The sequence below is a fragment of the Polynucleobacter sp. AM-26B4 genome (assembly GCF_018882285.1).
Taxonomy (GTDB): Bacteria; Pseudomonadota; Gammaproteobacteria; order Burkholderiales; family Burkholderiaceae; genus Polynucleobacter.
In genome coordinates this window covers 669,543-685,714 of sequence record NZ_JACVOT010000001.1, presented here as the reverse complement: position 1 = coordinate 685,714, position 16,172 = coordinate 669,543, and the positions used below count along the sequence as shown (strand labels likewise).

Here is a 16,172-nt window from a genome sequence, read left to right as displayed (position 1 = left end):
TTTTTGTCGTCGTCAACCGTAGTTATAAGGAGGTAGTATGGAATTTGAAATGTTAGATGCAGAACCGGCGGGTAAGACCATCATTAAAGTGGTCGGCGTGGGCGGTGCAGGCGGTAACGCTGTGCAGCACATGATTCGTCGTGGTGTACAAGGTGTTGAGTTCATTTGCATGAACACAGATGCAGGTGCACTTCAACGTTCTAAAGCAAGCGTCAATATTCAGTTGGGTGCAACAGGTTTAGGTGCTGGTGCCAAGCCTGAAGTAGGTGCATCTTCTGCTGTTGAAGCTAAGGCACGCATTGCTGATGCATTGCAAGGTGCACACATGGTCTTTATCACAGCCGGTATGGGTGGTGGTACAGGCACAGGCGCAGGTCCAGTGGTTGCTCAAGTTGCAAAAGAAATGGGTATCTTGACTGTTGGCGTGATCAGCAAGCCATTTGATTTTGAAGGTGCTAAGCGTGGCAAAGTGGCTGAAGCTGGTGCTCATGAAATTGAAAACTATGTAGATTCATTAATTGTTGTTCTTAATGAAAAACTATTTGAAGTCATGGGTGAAGATGCTGAGATGGACAAGGCCTTTGGTTGTGCAGATGATGTATTGCACAACGCTGTTGCCGGTATCGCTGAAATCATCAACGAGCAAGGTTTGATTAACGTCGACTTTGAAGACGTTAAAACAGTGATGAGTGAGCAAGGTAAAGCCATGATGGGAACAGCCACTGTTTCTGGTATGGATCGTGCTCGTTTAGCTGCTGAAGCTGCTGTTGCATCACCATTGCTTGAAGGTGTTGATTTATCAGGTGCACGTGGCGTGTTGGTGAACATCACAGCAAGCCGTTCATTGAAGTTGTCAGAGACTCGTGAAGTAATGGGCGCCATTCGTGGATATGCTGCTGAAGATGCCACAGTGATCTTCGGTACCGTTTACGATGAAAGCTTGGGTGATGCTTTGCGTGTCACAGTGGTTGCTACTGGTTTAAATGGTGGCAAGCGCAAAGAAAAGCAGCCTGAAGTTATTTGGCGTAATACACAAGCCACAGGCACTTATGATGCAGCACCAACCATGGCTGATTTAAGTACTTTCGCACCACAAAGTGCAACAGCAACCATGGCTATGGCAAATACAGCCAGCAACGTTAATGCCGCAAGCATGACTGCGCCAGCGATGCCGGTGGGATCTGCCAGTGATTATGCAAAATATGATGTGCCAAAAGTGTTTCGCAGCAATCGTGAATCAAATGAGCCGCGTTTGGGCGCAAATAGTTCACCAGAAGCGCAAGCAATGATGGATAAGGGTGCTGATTACTACGATATTCCAGCTTTTTTACGTAAGCAAGCTGATTAAGAATTAGTCGTAATTAGAAAAAAGTATAAAAAACAATGGCATACAGATGCCGGTGGTAACGCGCCTCCTGCGAAATGACGACGCATGCGATACCATCGGTGTTCTGGCAAAAATAAATGCCAATAGTTATAAACAAAAATTACTATTTAAATTAGTTAATTTAAAGACCCTTATTCAATGGAGAAGACAATGATTGCAGTAGGACAACAATTACCAAACGCCACAATTCATGAATTTTTAGAAGTTGCTACAGAAGGTTGTTCTGTAGGACCAAATGCTTTTGAAGTGAGCAAATTAACAGCAGGTAAAAAGATTGTTATTTTTGGCTTGCCAGGTGCATTCACACCAACATGCTCAGCTCAGCACGTGCCAGGTTACGTGGCTAACTTTGATGCGATCAAAGCCAAGGGCGTTGACGAAATTTGGTGCTTATCAGTGAATGATGCATTTGTGATGGGTGCCTGGGGTAAAGACCAAAAGGTGAACGGAAAAGTTCGCATGATGGCAGACGGCGCAGCAGAATTGACCAAGAAGCTTGGTTTGGAATTTGACTTAACAGCTCGTGGTATGGGTGTTCGTTCACAACGTTATTTGATGATTGTTGATAATGGCGTAGTGAAGCATTTGGCTGTTGAAGCGGCTGGTAAGTTTGAAGTGAGTGATGCGGCTTCTGCACTAAAAGCACTTTAATCTATAGATAAATCATGTTGAAACAGCGCACCATTGCAGCCCCTGTTAAAACCGTTGGTATTGGATTACACACGGGCCGCAAGGTGACGCTTAAATTAATACCTGCACCAATTAATACAGGCATTATTTTTCATCGAGTCGATTTACCCAATGCCCCTGGCATCAAGGCTGATGCTCACTTGGTGACTGATACACGTTTGGCCACGGTGTTACAAAATGGCGACACTCGAGTTTCTACCGTAGAACATTTGTTATCCGGTTGCGCAGGTCTTGGCATTGATAACTTGATCATTGAATTAGATTGTGAAGAAGTGCCTATCATGGATGGCAGCGCAGCTTCATTTTTATTTTTAATCGAATCAGCAGGCCTTCAAGAGCAAGAAGCTCCTCGTCAGTTCATTGTGATTAAAAAGCCAGTTGAAATCAGAGAAGCTGGCAAATTGGCACGCTTGGAACCTTTCGATGGATTCAAGTTAGATTTCACGATTGATTTCAAACACCCTGCAGTCGATAAGACTGGTCAAAGACATGTGATTGATTTTGCAGACAGCACGTATGCAAGAGAAATTGGAAGAGCCAGAACATTTGGTTTTGCTCATGAAGTAGAAGCTCTGCGCGAAATGGGTTTAGCTCGCGGCGGTAGTTTGGATAACGCGATTGTGTTGGATGAGCACAGAATTTTAAATAATGAAGAATTGCGATATGACGATGAATTCGTGCGTCATAAGATTTTGGATGCGATTGGTGATTTGTATTTAGCAGGCCATCCAATTGTGGGCGCTTATATTGCAGAGAAGTCAGGCCATGCTTTGAACAATGCATTGCTCAGAGCTTTATTTGCAGACCCAACAAGTTATGAAATAAAAGGCTTTGACGAAGCCAGTGCGCCACAAGCTTATCAATTAAAAAATAAGCCTTTGTTTGCCTAAAAATTAGGCAAATCAGCCTTTTTTCCGATTTTTTAAGAGTTTTTCAACCGCGATCCGCAGCGGAGAACTTTCATCGAGCTGATTCATCAATTTAGACCAAGATTTTTCAGCGCTTGAGGGAAAAACAGGGGGTTTTTCAGTGCTTTGAACCTTGTTTGGGGCTGGTATTCCAAGCCCTCCAGGAGCCTGTTTAACGGCCAAAGAACGGGCTTGATAACCTTGTTCTTGAAGTTTTAAGAGTATTGAGGGGGCTTTTTGACTGATTCGGGTTGCAATGGCTGCATTTGATACCAACAGGGTCAATTGCCCTGTTTCATCTGAAAAGCCACCTGCTTTAACCAAGCCAATAGCCTTCTGAAGCCCATTTTGATTGAGGCTCAGGTCAATCGCTTGCTGAACTAAAAGATTGTTTTCTGCCCTTTGCAGCAGGTCTCCCAGAGGGGTATTTTTTTCAATGCAAGCTAATGCATCACGGGCATTCGCAGATGTCCGTCTGGGTGCTAAACTTTGAGGCTTAAATTTCCTCGCAAAAGTCATGGTTACTGGTCTTCTTAAGAAAATATTTGGCAGTCGAAACGATCGACTCTTAAAACAATATAAGCGCATTGTCGCTCAGATTAATAGTCTGGAGCAGGGCATCGCCTCGCTTGACGATGCTGCATTGCAAGCAAAGACAGCTGAATTCAAGTCAAAACTGGCTGCAGGCCAAACAATTGATGAAATCTTGCCTGAGGCTTTTGCGGTTGTTCGTGAGGCCAGCAAGCGTGTCATGAACATGCGTCATTTTGATGTTCAGATGATTGGTGGCTTGGCTCTTCACCAAGGAAAAATCTCTGAAATGAGAACCGGTGAAGGTAAAACCTTGACCGCAACTCTCCCTGTGTATCTGAACGCCTTAACAGGTAAAGGTGTTCACGTTGTGACGGTCAACGATTACTTAGCAGAGCGTGATGCTGAGTGGATGGCAAAGCTCTATAACTTCTTGGGTCTAAGTGTTGGCATTAATTTGTCACAAATGGAACACGAGGCCAAGAAAAAAGCTTACAACTCAGATATCACCTACGGAACAAATAACGAATTTGGTTTTGACTATTTGCGCGACAACATGATTCAAGAATTGGATCAGCGTGTGCAGCGTGGTTTGGCATACGCCATCGTTGACGAAGTTGACTCAATTTTGATTGACGAGGCACGCACGCCTTTGATTATTTCTGGTCAAGCGGAAGATCACACAGAAATTTATGTGGCGATGAATGCATTGCCACAATATTTAACTCGTCAGTACGGCGAAGAAAAAGCAGACGGCTCAGGTGTTATCACCCCAGGTGACTACATTGTTGATGAAAAATCTCACCAAGTATTTTTGACTGAAGTGGGTCACGAAAAGGCTGAGATTGCTTTGGCTCAAATTGGTTTGATCAAAGAAGGGGAGTCTTTGTATGCTCCTCAAAACATCACTTTGATGCACCATGTGTATGCTGCTTTAAGAGCTCACACACTATTTAATAAAGATCAGCATTACGTTGTACAAAATGGTGAAGTTGTCATTGTTGATGAATTCACCGGACGACTCATGCAAGGACGTCGTTGGTCAGATGGTTTGCATCAAGCGGTTGAGGCAAAAGAGGGTGTGGCGATTCAGCACGAAAATCGCACCTTGGCGACGATCACCTTCCAGAACTATTTCCGTATGTACAGCAAGCTTGCTGGTATGACGGGTACAGCTGATACAGAAGCTTATGAGTTCCAAGAGATCTATGGTTTGGAGACAGTGATTGTTCCTCCTAATCGCGTCAATGCCAGAATTGATAGACAAGATCAAATCTATCGTTCATCGATGGAGCGTTACAACGCTGTTATCAAAGATATCCAAGATTGCTATGAGCGCGGTCAACCAGTGTTGGTTGGTACCACATCGATTGAAAACTCAGAGTTAATTTCATCATTATTGGATAAGGCTAAATTGCCTCATCAAGTATTGAACGCAAAACAACACGCCAAAGAAGCTGAAATCATTGCGCAAGCGGGTCGTCCAAAGATGATCACCATCGCAACCAACATGGCTGGTCGAGGCACGGATATTGTGTTGGGCGGTAACGTTGAAAAACAAGCTGGCTTGATTGAGCAAGATGCTGCGATTTCTGCACAAGATAAAGCTGCTCGCATTAAACAGTTGCATGATGAATGGCAAGGTTTGCACGACCACGTGGTGAGTGCAGGTGGTTTGCATATCATCGGTACTGAGCGTCATGAAAGTCGTCGTGTTGATAACCAATTAAGAGGTCGTGCTGCGCGTCAGGGTGACCCAGGTTCATCAAGATTCTATTTGTCATTGGATGATGCTTTGCTGCGCATCTTTGCTGGTGAGCGTCTGAAGTCCATCATGGATCGATTGCGCATGCCTGAGGGTGAGCCAATTGAAGCCGGCATGGTGACTCGCTCAATTGAGTCTGCACAGCGCAAAGTGGAAGCTAGAAACTTTGATATTCGTAAGCAGTTATTGCAATACGACGATGTGGCCAATGATCAGCGTAAAGAAGTTTATCGTTTGCGTAATGAGGTTCTTGAATCAAAAGATGTTGGTGATTTAGTTGCTAACTTGCGTGAATCATATTTCACAGATTTGTTCCATGATCATATTCCTGACGAGTCAGTGATTGAGCAGTGGGATGTTGCTGGATTGCAGCAAGTGTTATCGAACGATTGGGGCTTATCAGTTGACTTACAAGCCATCATTGATGCTGCAGACACTATCGAGCCGGAAGATCTGCTTGCCAAAGTATTGGAAAGCGCTAAGAGTCTTTACGATGCAAAAGTTGAATTGGTCGGTAGAGAATCTTTTGCTAAGTTTGAATGTTCAGTGATTTTGTATGCTCTAGATACTTCTTGGAGAGAGCATTTAGCCGCTTTGGATCATTTGCGTCAGGGTATTCATCTGCGTGGCTATGCACAAAAAGATCCTAAGCAAGAATATCGCCGTGAAGCATTTGAATTATTTGCTCGCTTGCTAGACACAGTGAAGTTAGAGGTGACTCGCACCATCATGGTGGTCAGAATTGAAACTGCTGAAGAGTTAGAGCGTGCCTCAGAATCCATCCAAGAAGATTTGGCGGATGTGAAGGGTGTTCAGTATCAACATGCCAGCGCTGATCAATCAGATGATGAGCCTACTGCACGTGCTGCGGCCCCTCAAGCTGCTCAGGCTGGCCCTAAGGTGGGTCGCAATGATCCTTGCCCATGTGGTAGTGGGAAAAAATACAAGCACTGCCACGGGCAGCTCAGTTAATTGAATGTTTGTTTGAATCATTGACTCATTTTTAGAGATAAAACACCATGCCAGTGAATTCCCCATTACCGATTGCCAGTGAATTAAGTCCTGTGAATGGTGTCCGTTTGGGGCATGCAGAAGCTGGTATTAAAAGACCTGGCCGCAAAGATGTTCTGATCATTGAACTCAATGAGGGCTCTAGCGTTGCTGGTGTTTTTACAAAAAATCGCTTTTGTGCGGCGCCAGTGCAAATTTGTAGAGAGCATTTACAGGCATCAGCAAACAGTGGTGCGGATATTCGAGCATTGATCATCAACACAGGTAACGCCAATGCAGGCACAGGTGAGCCTGGTTATAAAAATGCGATGCGCACCTGTGAAGAGTTAGCAAAGTTGATGGGCTTGAAAAAAGAGCAAATCTTGCCTTTTTCAACTGGAGTAATTCTTGAGCCTTTGCCAGTAGAAAAGGTGATTGCTGGTATGCCTCAAGCGATTGGCAATTTAAATGCGGATAACTGGTTCAATGCTGCTCATGCCATCATGACCACTGATACTCAGGCAAAAGCATATTCGAAGCAAGTTGAGATCAATGGCAAAACCATCACCTTGACTGGTATCAGCAAGGGTGCTGGCATGATTCATCCGAACATGGCCACCATGTTGGGCTATGTGGCAACTGATGCGAAAGTACCGCCGGCTTTATTACAGCAATTAACCACAGCGGCTGCTGATTTGTCTTTCAATGCCATCACGATTGATGGTGATACATCCACCAATGATTCTTTCATTGTCATGGCCAGTGGGGCTAGCCAAGTAGAGATTCCAGCTTCTGGTCAGGCACATGACATCTTCCGCCAAGCATTGATTGAAGTTTGTCAAAAATTGGCTCAAATGATTGTGCGAGATGGTGAGGGTGCGACTAAATTCATCACGATTCAGATTGAAGGCGGTAAGACCGACGCTGAATGTAAATTGGTGGCTGAAGCGATTGCTCATTCACCGTTGGTGAAAACCGCATTTTTTGCCAGTGATCCTAATTTAGGTCGAATCTTGGCTGCGATTGGTTATGCCGGTATTGCAGATCTTGATGTTGGACGTGTGCAGTTATGGTTGGATGATGTTTGGGTTGCCAAAGATGGTGGCCGTCATCCTGAATATAAAGAAGAAGATGGGCAGCGTGTGATGAAGCAAGCAGAAATCACGGTTCGCGCTAACTTAGGTCGAGGTCAAGCGACTCAAACTGTCTGGACCTGCGATCTATCTCATGAATATGTTTCTATCAATGCGGACTATCGTTCTTAAAGCGATCCCGCTGAATTTACAAAGATCATAGGAAAGTCATGTCTGATAAGTTTGATCGTTTAGATAATCTATTGCAAAGACTTGATGAGTGGATGCCAAAATCTTTGACAGAAAAAGATTGGAATTCTGCGGTTGCTTTTAGGTGGCGTCGCAAAGATACGCTCTTGGGTAAGTTGGGCTATCTACAAGCTGTGCATCACATCTCTGGCATCACATTCAAAGACCTTCAGCACATTGAGCGTCAAACAGATCTCATTTATAACAATACCAAGCACTTTGTTGAAGGTAAGCCTGCTAACAATGTGTTGTTAACGGGCGCTAGAGGCACTGGTAAATCATCTTTGATCAAGGCTTCTTTGAATGAGTTTGCTGCGCAAGGTTTGCGTTTGGTTGAAGTCGATAAAGAACATTTAACAGATCTTGGTGACCTCACTGATTTGTTGGCAGCGCGACCTGAGAAATTCATCATCTTTTGCGATGACCTCTCTTTTGAGGATGGAGAGTCAGGTTATAAATCTTTGAAGTCTGCTTTGGATGGTTCTATTTCTGCGCAGGTTGATAATATTTTGATTTACGCAACATCTAACCGTCGTCATTTGTTGCCTGAGTACATGTCTGACAATGAATCTTACCAACATGGCGCCGATGGAGAGTTGCATCCTGGTGAAGTGGTTGAAGAGAAGATATCTTTATCTGAAAGATTTGGTTTGTGGATTTCTTTTTACCCTCCAAAACAAGATGAGTACCTTGATATCGTTTCGCACTGGCTCAAACATTTTGGCTTGAGCGAAGAAAAAATTGCTGCAGCAAAACCAGAAGCTTTGATTTGGGCATTAGAGAGAGGCTCAAGATCAGGACGAGTGGCTTGGCAGTTTGCGCGTCATTGGGCTGGACAGCAGAATTGATGACATTGGCTGCCGAACAAGAGCCGACATCATCCAGACCGGTTGTAGAGGTTGCAGTAGGCGTTTTAATCGATGGTGCCGGGGCTGTATTGCTTGGCCAGCGCCCAGAGGGAAAGCCTTATGCCGGTTACTGGGAGTTTCCTGGTGGAAAAGTAGAGGCTGGTGAAACTCTTTTCGCAGCTCTTTCTCGAGAACTTCAAGAAGAAATTGATGTGCGCATTGATCAAGCAGATGAGTTCATGGTTTTAGAACATGACTATCCTCATGCGTATGTGCGCTTACATATTTGTTTCGTGAAGTCTTGGCAGGGTCAGCCACGTGGATTAGAAAATCAAGCCCTAGGATGGTTGAACATCAAAGATATTGATCAGCTTGGCATCGCAGGGTTTGATCCAGTCTTACCGGCTACATTACCAATTTTGGAAAAGCTAAAGAGCTTAAAAGTTTTTTAGAAGTTATTTTTAGAAATTACAAAGAGATAGTTCAAAAGGAACATCTTCTGCAAAAGCTCTTGGCTTAGCTTCACCATCACAAGTCATGAAGCGAGTCCAAAGCATGTACTTGTTGGCACTGATTTCAGGAATCAAGTGTGCTTGATGAATGCCAACACGCATCAATTGATATGTTTTACCAGAAAGCATTTGTTGGTAGGAGCCTTTAGGCGCAAGCATTTCAGCAGGTTTGCCTGAGCCTCTCAATAATTTTAAGAATAGCTGGCTGGCATATTTCCATGACATCAAGGGCTCTACAAATTTCTTTAAATTCGCACGACGTATATTTGCGTCTGTGAATTGCCATGCGTAATACGCTGGTAAATCTACTGGACTGGTACCACCTGGGATGCTTAGACGTGAACGAATCAAATTCAACCACTCACTCTCTAAGATCTGAGCATTGGTCTTGCCGGTCTGATTAATCTTGCCCCAGATGATGTTCATTTCTTCAAGCGTGTTGAGCAAAGCATCTTGATCAATGTTGCTAGAGTTCTTCAAAGATAACAAACTATTTTTTTGGCGATCAAGCTCTTTCATGAGACTTGATTTCAAATCTGCGCGTGCAGTGATTTCACCTAAGTCAAATAATATTGAAATGGCTTGATGTTGATCTCTTGCATCATCTTTTTCTACGAAGTACTCGAAACGGTCAAAGAGGTACTCCAGTCTCAAAAGACTGCGCACCAGTTCATTGAAGGGGTATTCGTAAATAATCACAGATTCATATTCTAGACTGAAATTCTGTGATTTTTGGCAAAAAAAGAGCCTTTTTAACTACTTTTATGCCTCAAAAGTATTTGATGAAGTCGTTGGGCCTCAATCTTTAAATCTTCAATCCCTTGATTGTTTTCAATCACGTGATCAGCAATCACCAGTCTGTCATGACGGCTGGCCTGACTGGCAATGATCTTTTGAATCATGCCTATTTCAAGACCATTTCTTTCTTGGACCCTAGCAATTTGCTGGGTTTCTGGGCAATCAATCACCACAATACAGTCCAAGGCTTTTGGGGATTGATTGATCCAAAAGCTGGATTCAACCAATAAAGGCACCACGTAAACAAGGTAAGCGGGGTTCTTGGCTTGATGTAGGAGGCTCAAGCGCTTGGTTTCTTGATAAATCAAAGGATGGGTGATCTTTTCAAGCTTTTCTTTGGCTTTGGGGTCAGTAAAAACAAGTTCCCTCATCTTTTGTCTGTCCAAAGACCCATCTTTGAGCAAAAACTCGGGACCAAAAGATTGCTCAATGGCGCTCATCGCCAAACCATTGGCTTTTGTGATGTCATGAGCAATGAGGTCGGTATCGATGATGGCTGCACCACATTTCTCTAGCTCTGTGGCAACGGCACTTTTCCCGCTGCCAATACCTCCGGTCAACCCAACCCTCAAAAGATGAGATGGATGAGTGGGGCTATTCGAAGACTTGTTTTTTAAATCTGCCATAACAAAACAATGATGCCACCAAATGCAATAAAAGGGCCAAAAGGAAATGCATGGCTGTGATCTTGTTGATGAATCTTTAACCAAGCATAACCACCGATCAGGCCAGAAGCGGAGGCAATCAACAGTATGTAAGGCAAGCTTTGAATGCCTAAGCAAGCGCCAAGGCCAGCCAGTAATTTCGCATCACCCATACCAATGCCGTGATGTCCTCTGATTTTTAGATACAGTTGGTTCAGTGCATAGAGACTCACAAAACCAAACACGGCTCCCAGAATGGATGATTCAGTATCGGCCCAAGCAAGCCCCAGGAAAATATTTGCGACAAGCCCGTAAGCCATCAATCCATAGGTCAGGTAGTCGGGCAAGATAAAAGTCTTGAAGTCTATCCAAGACAGTATCAATAGGGCGCCAATGATGATGATGGCGGAGAAAATTTCAATCAAAGAATCTGTCCCATTTCAAAAATTGGCAAATACAAAGAAATGACCAAGCAAGCAATGATAAGCCCCATGATGATCATCAAGCATGGCTCAATGCTTTGAGCCAATTGATCAATCATGTGGTCTAAGTGATCTTCTTCTTGATTGGCGATATTGGCAAGCATTTGAGGTAAATCTCCTGAAACTTCACCCACTTTGATCAACTGAAGTTGCTCTTTTTGACTTAGTAGAGATTTTCCGGATATTTGTTTGATAGATTCCGAGAGTGACCAACCTTGTGCCAAGGAAACATTGATTTGTGCGCAAAAATTAAAACTGATCCAGTCGTTTGAATGCAGGGCCGTTTGTTTTAAGGCCTCAAGAATTGGCACGCCTCGAGAAGTTAATAATGAGATATTCCGACTCCACTGAATCAGTAAAGAACTTCTTCTGATCGAGCCAACAATGGGAAGGGTCAGTAAGAGTTGATCAACCACCTGTTGCGTTTGAGTGTGACGTCTCCAAATGAGATGAAATGCTCCCAGTAGACTTCCGAGTGCAATCGCTACCATCAGAGAATAATTTTGCACCCAGTGAGAGCCTTGAATTAACAATCTTGTTGGCCAGGGCAGCTCTGCCTGAAAGTTGGCAAACATATTTTCAAAGCTTGGTATCACCCAATGAAACATGGCCAGCAAGACAAGGCTTGAGACAAAGAGAACGATGCATGGGTAACTCAGTGCTTTTTTAATCTTCTTTTGAAGCTTAATTTGTTTCTCAAGATAAATCGATGCTTGCGACAAGCTGTCTAAAAGATTGCCGGTGGCTTCTCCTGTTTGAATCAAGCTGACACAAAATGGATGAAATCCCATTTTAGATAATGAGTAAGTGAGGCTGTTGCCAGTGGCCAAAGATTTTTGGATGGTGTTCAGCCCCATCATTTGAACGGCATCTAGCAAAGACAAACCAGACTTCAAGAGGGAATAGAGTTGTCTGATCAAGTGAAGTTGAGTAGCGTCTTTCATGCGAATTGACGCCTGATTTCATCTTCAGAGCTGAGCCCTGACGCAATAAGAGTTTGCGCAGATTCTTTCAAAGTCGATATTTTTTCAGTGTGACATTGAGTTTGGATAGCACTTAAGGGAGCTTCGCTTTCAATCAGTTGTCTGAGCTGGTCAGATACGCGCATGACCTGATGAACAGCCTTTCGACCATGAAAGCCACTACCGTTGCAAATGGAGCATCCTGCTATCAGGTCTTTTGATGAATTCCCTGAGCAGGCTGTACAAAAAATGCGCACCAATCTTTGAGCTGTGATGCAGCTGACATTGTTTGCAATATCACCGTGCAAACACCCTAATTGTTTTAATCTGAAGATTGCGCTGGGCGCATCGTTGGCGTGCAGCGTCGCTAAAACCAAATGACCTGTTTCTGCAGCCTGTAATGCAATTTTTGCTGTGACAGCATCTCTGATTTCTCCGACCATGATGACATCGGGATCTTGTCTCATCAATGCCCTTAATGCCACATCAAAGCGCAAGCCTGCTTTCTCATTGATCGGCACCTGATTAATGCCCTGTAGTTGAATTTCAACTGGATCTTCAATGCTCGTGATGTTACGGCTCCCATCCATCAAATACTTGAGGCAGCTATAAAGCGTTTGAGTTTTGCCACTGCCGGTTGGCCCGGTGACCAAGATCATTCCTTGAGCCTGATCAAGGCATTGCAGTAAATGTTGCTTTTGATTTTCATCAAGACCAATCTTGCTGATATCAAGATCACCTTCTTGTTTACTTAATACCCTCAAAACAATTTTCTCGCCATGCAGTGTGGGTAAAGTTGAAACACGGCAATCGATGTTGTTGATCTGTGCGCTCTGCGAGCTGCTCAATAACATTTGACCATCTTGAGGCAAGCGTTTTTCAGAAATATCCAAGCGCGCCAAAATTTTGATCCGACTAGATAGTCGGTCATGCCAATGTGCAGGGGAACTGCTTAAGTGACTCAGGCAGCCATCAACGCGCAAGCGCACATGGCTTACTCCGTTTTCTGGCTCAATGTGAATATCGCTGGCTTTTGCCAGGAGTGCTTGATCAACAATGTCTTGCCAGTAATGAATGATGACATCATCTTGTTCAATCATTCGGCTGATAAATGCGAACCGTCTTAATGATCTGTTCATCTACCTGGATGATTTCCATGACCACACCACCTATTTTGACGCTCACGTTGTTGTCTGGAATATCCTCGAGTGTCTCAATCAATAAACCATTCAAAGTCTTGGGCCCATCGGTGGGAAGATCAAGATTTAAAAGACGATTCAAATCACGCAAACTAGCAGTGCCATCTGCAATGTAGGTGTCGTCATCAGACCATTTTGTTTTGATGGCAAGGTCTGGCAGAGATGTTGTGAATTCACCAATCAACTCTTCCAAGATGTCTTCAATCGTCACAAGTCCTTGAACAATACCGTATTCATCGACAACGAGTCCAATGCGCTCCTGATTTTCCTGGAAGAATTGAAGCTGTTGCAAAACGGGGGTGCCACTTGGAATGAAATAAGGCTCGCTCAATAATTCTTTGAAGTTGTTGTGCTTTAGATCTTCATCACCTAATAAGCTCAGAGCTTTTCTGACTGCCAGGATGCCAATCACTCGATCAGAATCTTCATCGCAAACCGGTAGCTTGTTGTGATAACAAGTTTCTAGTTGATGAATCACATCTTCAATTGGTTTTGAAAAATCGAGAACTTCCATGCGTGATCTTGGCGTCATCACATCATCCACCTTGATGCTTTCAAGGTTGAATAAATTAACCAAGATGCTTCTGTGTTTATTTGGAATGAAATGGGTTGACTCAAGAACGACTGAGCGTAATTCTTCTGGCGTCATTTGAGTGTTTTGATTTGCTTTTGTGTTTACCCTTAAAACTTTGAGTAAGCCTGACACAAATACATTGATTAACCACATCGCGGGTTTGAGAATCACGATCAAGGGTCTGATCACCCAGCTTGTGAAAATTGCGAATCTTTCTGGATAAGTTGCGCCGATCACCTTTGGAGTGATTTCACAAAAAATAATGATCAATACAGCAGCAACACCAGTGCTGATTGAAAGAACAGATGCGTTGTTGCCAAAAGCATGCATGGCGATGGCAGTTAATAAAACAGGTAGGATCGTATTGACAACGTTATTGCCAATCAAGATAACTGATAACAATTCCTCTGTTTTTGAAAGAAGAGTTTGCGTGTTTTTTGCTCCGCGGTTGCCGCGGTTAGCCAAGTGCCGGATTCTGTGACGGTTGGCTGCCATCATGCTGGTCTCAGTGATTGAGAAAAAAGCAGAAATAGCCAAAAGTAAAATTACTAAACCAACTTGCGCCCACCAAGGCCAATCATTGAGCCACGAATCCATGAATGCTTTCTTAAGCAAAGAACATGAGGGTGACTATAGCAAACTAAACTTGGTTTGTATTGTTAAAGCCTTACAAATACTGGTGTGAAACGCTGATTCTCTTGTCAGAAAGATCTGACAAGGAAAAAAGGCTTAGCTTGAGCGTTTGAGCGAGTAATCACAAAGATCAATCAAGCTTTGTGTCGCTGCGTTTTGAGGGAAGCATTTCAAAGATTCTCGTGCCAATTGAGCTTCACGCAAGGCTGCAGCTTCTGTGTACTTGATCGCATCAGAATTCATGATTGCTTGGTAGACTTGTTGAAAGAGATCTTCTGGCAGTTCTTCTGCTTGTTCAATGGCAGATCTGATCAAAGATTTTTGTTCGGGAGTGCCGTGATCGAGAAGATAAATCAATGGCAAGGTTGGCTTTCCTTCGCGCAAATCATCACCAGCATTTTTACCCATCTGTTCTGCGCTGGCGGTGTAGTCAAGAATGTCATCAACCAATTGGAATGTCGCGCCGATGTGCTTGCCGTAGGCCTGTGCGGCAGCATATTGTTCTGGAGTCGCTTTTGCTAAAAGGGCGCCAAGAGCAGATGAAGCTTCAAACAACTTGCCAGTTTTAAAGTGAATCACTTGCATGTAACGCGCTTCATTGACATCCGGGTCATGCATGTTCATCAACTGCAACACTTCGCCTTCAGCAATGGTGTTTGTGGCATCAGCCAGTATTTCCATGATTCTGATGTCGTTGGGCGCCACCATCATCTGAAAAGCTCGTGAATATAAAAAATCGCCCACCAAAACACTGGCAGCGTTTCCGAATGCAGCATTGGCTGTTGCTCTGCCGCGACGCAAATGAGACTCATCCACCACATCATCGTGCAACAAGGTGGCGGTGTGGATGAATTCCACCACGGCTGCCATGTCTAGATGATGTTTTAAGGGGGTGCCGTTTGAGATGGCCTGACTGGTTAACAGTAGGAGGGCCGGGCGTATTCTTTTACCGCCAGCTTCAATGATGTAGGCGGAAATTTGATTGATCAGGGCGACTTCAGAGCTTAAGCGTGAGCGAATAACGTCATTCAGCGACTGCATATCTGCTGAAATAGGACTTAAAATTGTCTGTAAGTTAGTGCTCATTAACTATTTATACTTCCCTGTTTTTAACTCTTATTAGTTTAACCTATTGAATTAGTTAAGTTTTATTATAAAAAACATGAGAATGTCTCTTAGATTCCTCTGAATTTTACTTTTTGACTAGAAATATAGCTAGAGCTATAATTTAGGGCTCTACACGGCACGGGGTCGTGTGGATATTTATAGAAAGATTTCAATATGTACGCGGTCATAAAAACCGGTGGCAAACAATACAAGGTTGCTGCTGGTGAAAAATTGAAAATAGAACAGATACCAGCGGATGTAGGCAGTGAAATCACTATTGACCAAGTTCTCGCCGTAGGCGAAGGCGAATCACTGAAGTTCGGTGAGCCATTGGTGAGTGGTGCAACTGTTAAAGCCACTGTTATTTCTCAGGGTCGTCATGACAAAGTGAAGATTTTTAAGATGCGTCGACGCAAGCACTACCAAAAGCGTCAAGGACATCGTCAGAACTTTACTGAGATTTTGATTAACACGATCAAGGCCTAATAGGCAGAGGCGGAGTAGAAAATGGCACAGAAAAAAGGCGGCGGTTCCACACGTAACGGCCGTGACTCAGAGTCAAAACGATTAGGCGTTAAAGTTTATGGCGGTCAAGCCATCAACGCAGGCGGCATCATTATTCGTCAACGCGGTACACGCGTTCACCCAGGTGTGAACGTTGGTTGTGGCAAAGATCACACATTGTTCGCATTGGTAGATGGTCATGTTCAATTTGGCGTTAAAGGTGCAGATAAGAAATCATTCGTTTCTGTACTTCCGACAGCTTAATTAGCCTTAACTGAGATAACGAAGAACATTCAGAACTCAGCATAAGGCCTCG

General features: G+C 43.8%; 17 protein-coding genes. 9 read left to right on the top strand and 8 right to left on the bottom strand.

Annotated features, from left to right (window positions below):
• Positions 1-37: 37 nt before the first annotated feature.
• The 3 genes from ftsZ to lpxC all read left to right on the top strand — a co-directional run bounded on the left by ftsZ (position 38) and on the right by lpxC (position 2,967).
• Entirely contained in the window at positions 38-1,348 is a 1,311-nt protein-coding gene (gene ftsZ, locus ICE88_RS03380; protein ID WP_216249436.1) for a cell division protein FtsZ, read from the top strand.
• A 189-nt stretch (positions 1,349-1,537) separates the two neighbouring features.
• Positions 1,538-2,038, top strand: coding sequence for a peroxiredoxin (locus ICE88_RS03375; protein ID WP_215290694.1), 501 nt, complete (start codon positions 1,538-1,540; stop codon positions 2,036-2,038).
• A gap of 14 nt (positions 2,039-2,052) precedes the next feature.
• A complete protein-coding gene (gene lpxC / locus ICE88_RS03370; protein ID WP_216249433.1) occupies positions 2,053-2,967 on the top strand; it encodes a UDP-3-O-acyl-N-acetylglucosamine deacetylase in 915 nt (304 codons plus the stop codon).
• Between the two features lie 12 nt (positions 2,968-2,979).
• Here the strand turns inward: lpxC and ICE88_RS03365 are convergent, their stop codons facing one another.
• A complete protein-coding gene (locus tag ICE88_RS03365; protein ID WP_216249431.1) occupies positions 2,980-3,504 on the bottom strand; it encodes a DUF721 domain-containing protein in 525 nt (174 codons plus the stop codon).
• Here ICE88_RS03365 and secA point away from each other — a divergent pair.
• Genes secA through ICE88_RS03345 form a run of 4 tightly spaced genes read left to right on the top strand, consistent with a single transcriptional unit; the run spans position 3,503 to position 8,893 of the window.
• A complete protein-coding gene (gene secA, locus ICE88_RS03360; RefSeq protein WP_216249428.1) occupies positions 3,503-6,253 on the top strand; it encodes a preprotein translocase subunit SecA in 2,751 nt (916 codons plus the stop codon). The two genes, ICE88_RS03365 and secA, sit on opposite strands and share 2 nt — an antisense overlap.
• 47 nt (positions 6,254-6,300) lie before the next feature.
• Positions 6,301-7,536 (top strand): bifunctional glutamate N-acetyltransferase/amino-acid acetyltransferase ArgJ, encoded by a 1,236-nt coding sequence (gene argJ, locus ICE88_RS03355; RefSeq protein WP_216249425.1) that lies wholly within the window; start codon positions 6,301-6,303, stop codon positions 7,534-7,536.
• 38 nt (positions 7,537-7,574) lie between these two features.
• On the top strand, positions 7,575-8,441 hold the full coding sequence (locus ICE88_RS03350; RefSeq protein ID WP_216249422.1) for an ATP-binding protein: 867 nt from the start codon (positions 7,575-7,577) through the stop codon (positions 8,439-8,441).
• Positions 8,402-8,893, top strand: coding sequence for an NUDIX domain-containing protein (locus ICE88_RS03345; protein ID WP_255535189.1), 492 nt, complete (start codon positions 8,402-8,404; stop codon positions 8,891-8,893). Before ICE88_RS03350 ends, ICE88_RS03345 begins: the two co-directional genes overlap by 40 nt.
• 9 nt (positions 8,894-8,902) lie before the next feature.
• Here ICE88_RS03345 and zapD read toward each other — a convergent pair whose 3' ends face one another.
• From zapD to ICE88_RS03310, 7 genes are all read right to left on the bottom strand, one after another.
• Entirely contained in the window at positions 8,903-9,652 is a 750-nt protein-coding gene (gene zapD, locus ICE88_RS03340) for a cell division protein ZapD (protein ID WP_216249420.1), read from the bottom strand.
• Between the two features lie 53 nt (positions 9,653-9,705).
• Positions 9,706-10,377 (bottom strand): dephospho-CoA kinase, encoded by a 672-nt coding sequence (gene coaE / locus ICE88_RS03335; RefSeq protein ID WP_370624423.1) that lies wholly within the window; start codon positions 10,375-10,377, stop codon positions 9,706-9,708.
• Positions 10,365-10,820, bottom strand: coding sequence for an A24 family peptidase (locus ICE88_RS03330; RefSeq protein ID WP_216249417.1), 456 nt, complete (start codon positions 10,818-10,820; stop codon positions 10,365-10,367). The genes coaE and ICE88_RS03330 overlap by 13 nt, the downstream gene beginning before the upstream one ends.
• Positions 10,817-11,821 carry a type II secretion system F family protein gene (locus ICE88_RS03325; RefSeq protein ID WP_216249405.1) on the bottom strand — a complete coding sequence of 335 codons (1,005 nt, stop codon included), beginning with the start codon at positions 11,819-11,821 and terminating at the stop codon, positions 10,817-10,819. The genes ICE88_RS03330 and ICE88_RS03325 overlap by 4 nt, the downstream gene beginning before the upstream one ends.
• Positions 11,818-12,939 (bottom strand): GspE/PulE family protein, encoded by a 1,122-nt coding sequence (locus tag ICE88_RS03320; RefSeq protein ID WP_216249401.1) that lies wholly within the window; start codon positions 12,937-12,939, stop codon positions 11,818-11,820. Before ICE88_RS03320 ends, ICE88_RS03325 begins: the two co-directional genes overlap by 4 nt.
• Positions 12,932-14,209 carry an HlyC/CorC family transporter gene (locus ICE88_RS03315; RefSeq protein ID WP_216249399.1) on the bottom strand — a complete coding sequence of 426 codons (1,278 nt, stop codon included), beginning with the start codon at positions 14,207-14,209 and terminating at the stop codon, positions 12,932-12,934. Before ICE88_RS03315 ends, ICE88_RS03320 begins: the two co-directional genes overlap by 8 nt.
• Positions 14,210-14,341: 132 nt before the next feature.
• Positions 14,342-15,331 (bottom strand): polyprenyl synthetase family protein, encoded by a 990-nt coding sequence (locus tag ICE88_RS03310; RefSeq protein ID WP_215290716.1) that lies wholly within the window; start codon positions 15,329-15,331, stop codon positions 14,342-14,344.
• Positions 15,332-15,526: 195 nt separating this feature from the next.
• Here ICE88_RS03310 and rplU point away from each other — a divergent pair, with 195 nt between their 5' ends.
• Together rplU and rpmA are read left to right on the top strand one after the other, a co-directional pair.
• Positions 15,527-15,838, top strand: a complete 312-nt coding sequence (gene rplU, locus ICE88_RS03305; protein ID WP_089515160.1) for a 50S ribosomal protein L21 — start codon at positions 15,527-15,529, stop codon at positions 15,836-15,838.
• Positions 15,839-15,859: 21 nt separating this feature from the next.
• On the top strand, positions 15,860-16,120 hold the full coding sequence (gene rpmA, locus ICE88_RS03300; protein ID WP_215290718.1) for a 50S ribosomal protein L27: 261 nt from the start codon (positions 15,860-15,862) through the stop codon (positions 16,118-16,120).
• The last annotated feature ends 52 nt before the right edge of the window (positions 16,121-16,172 follow it).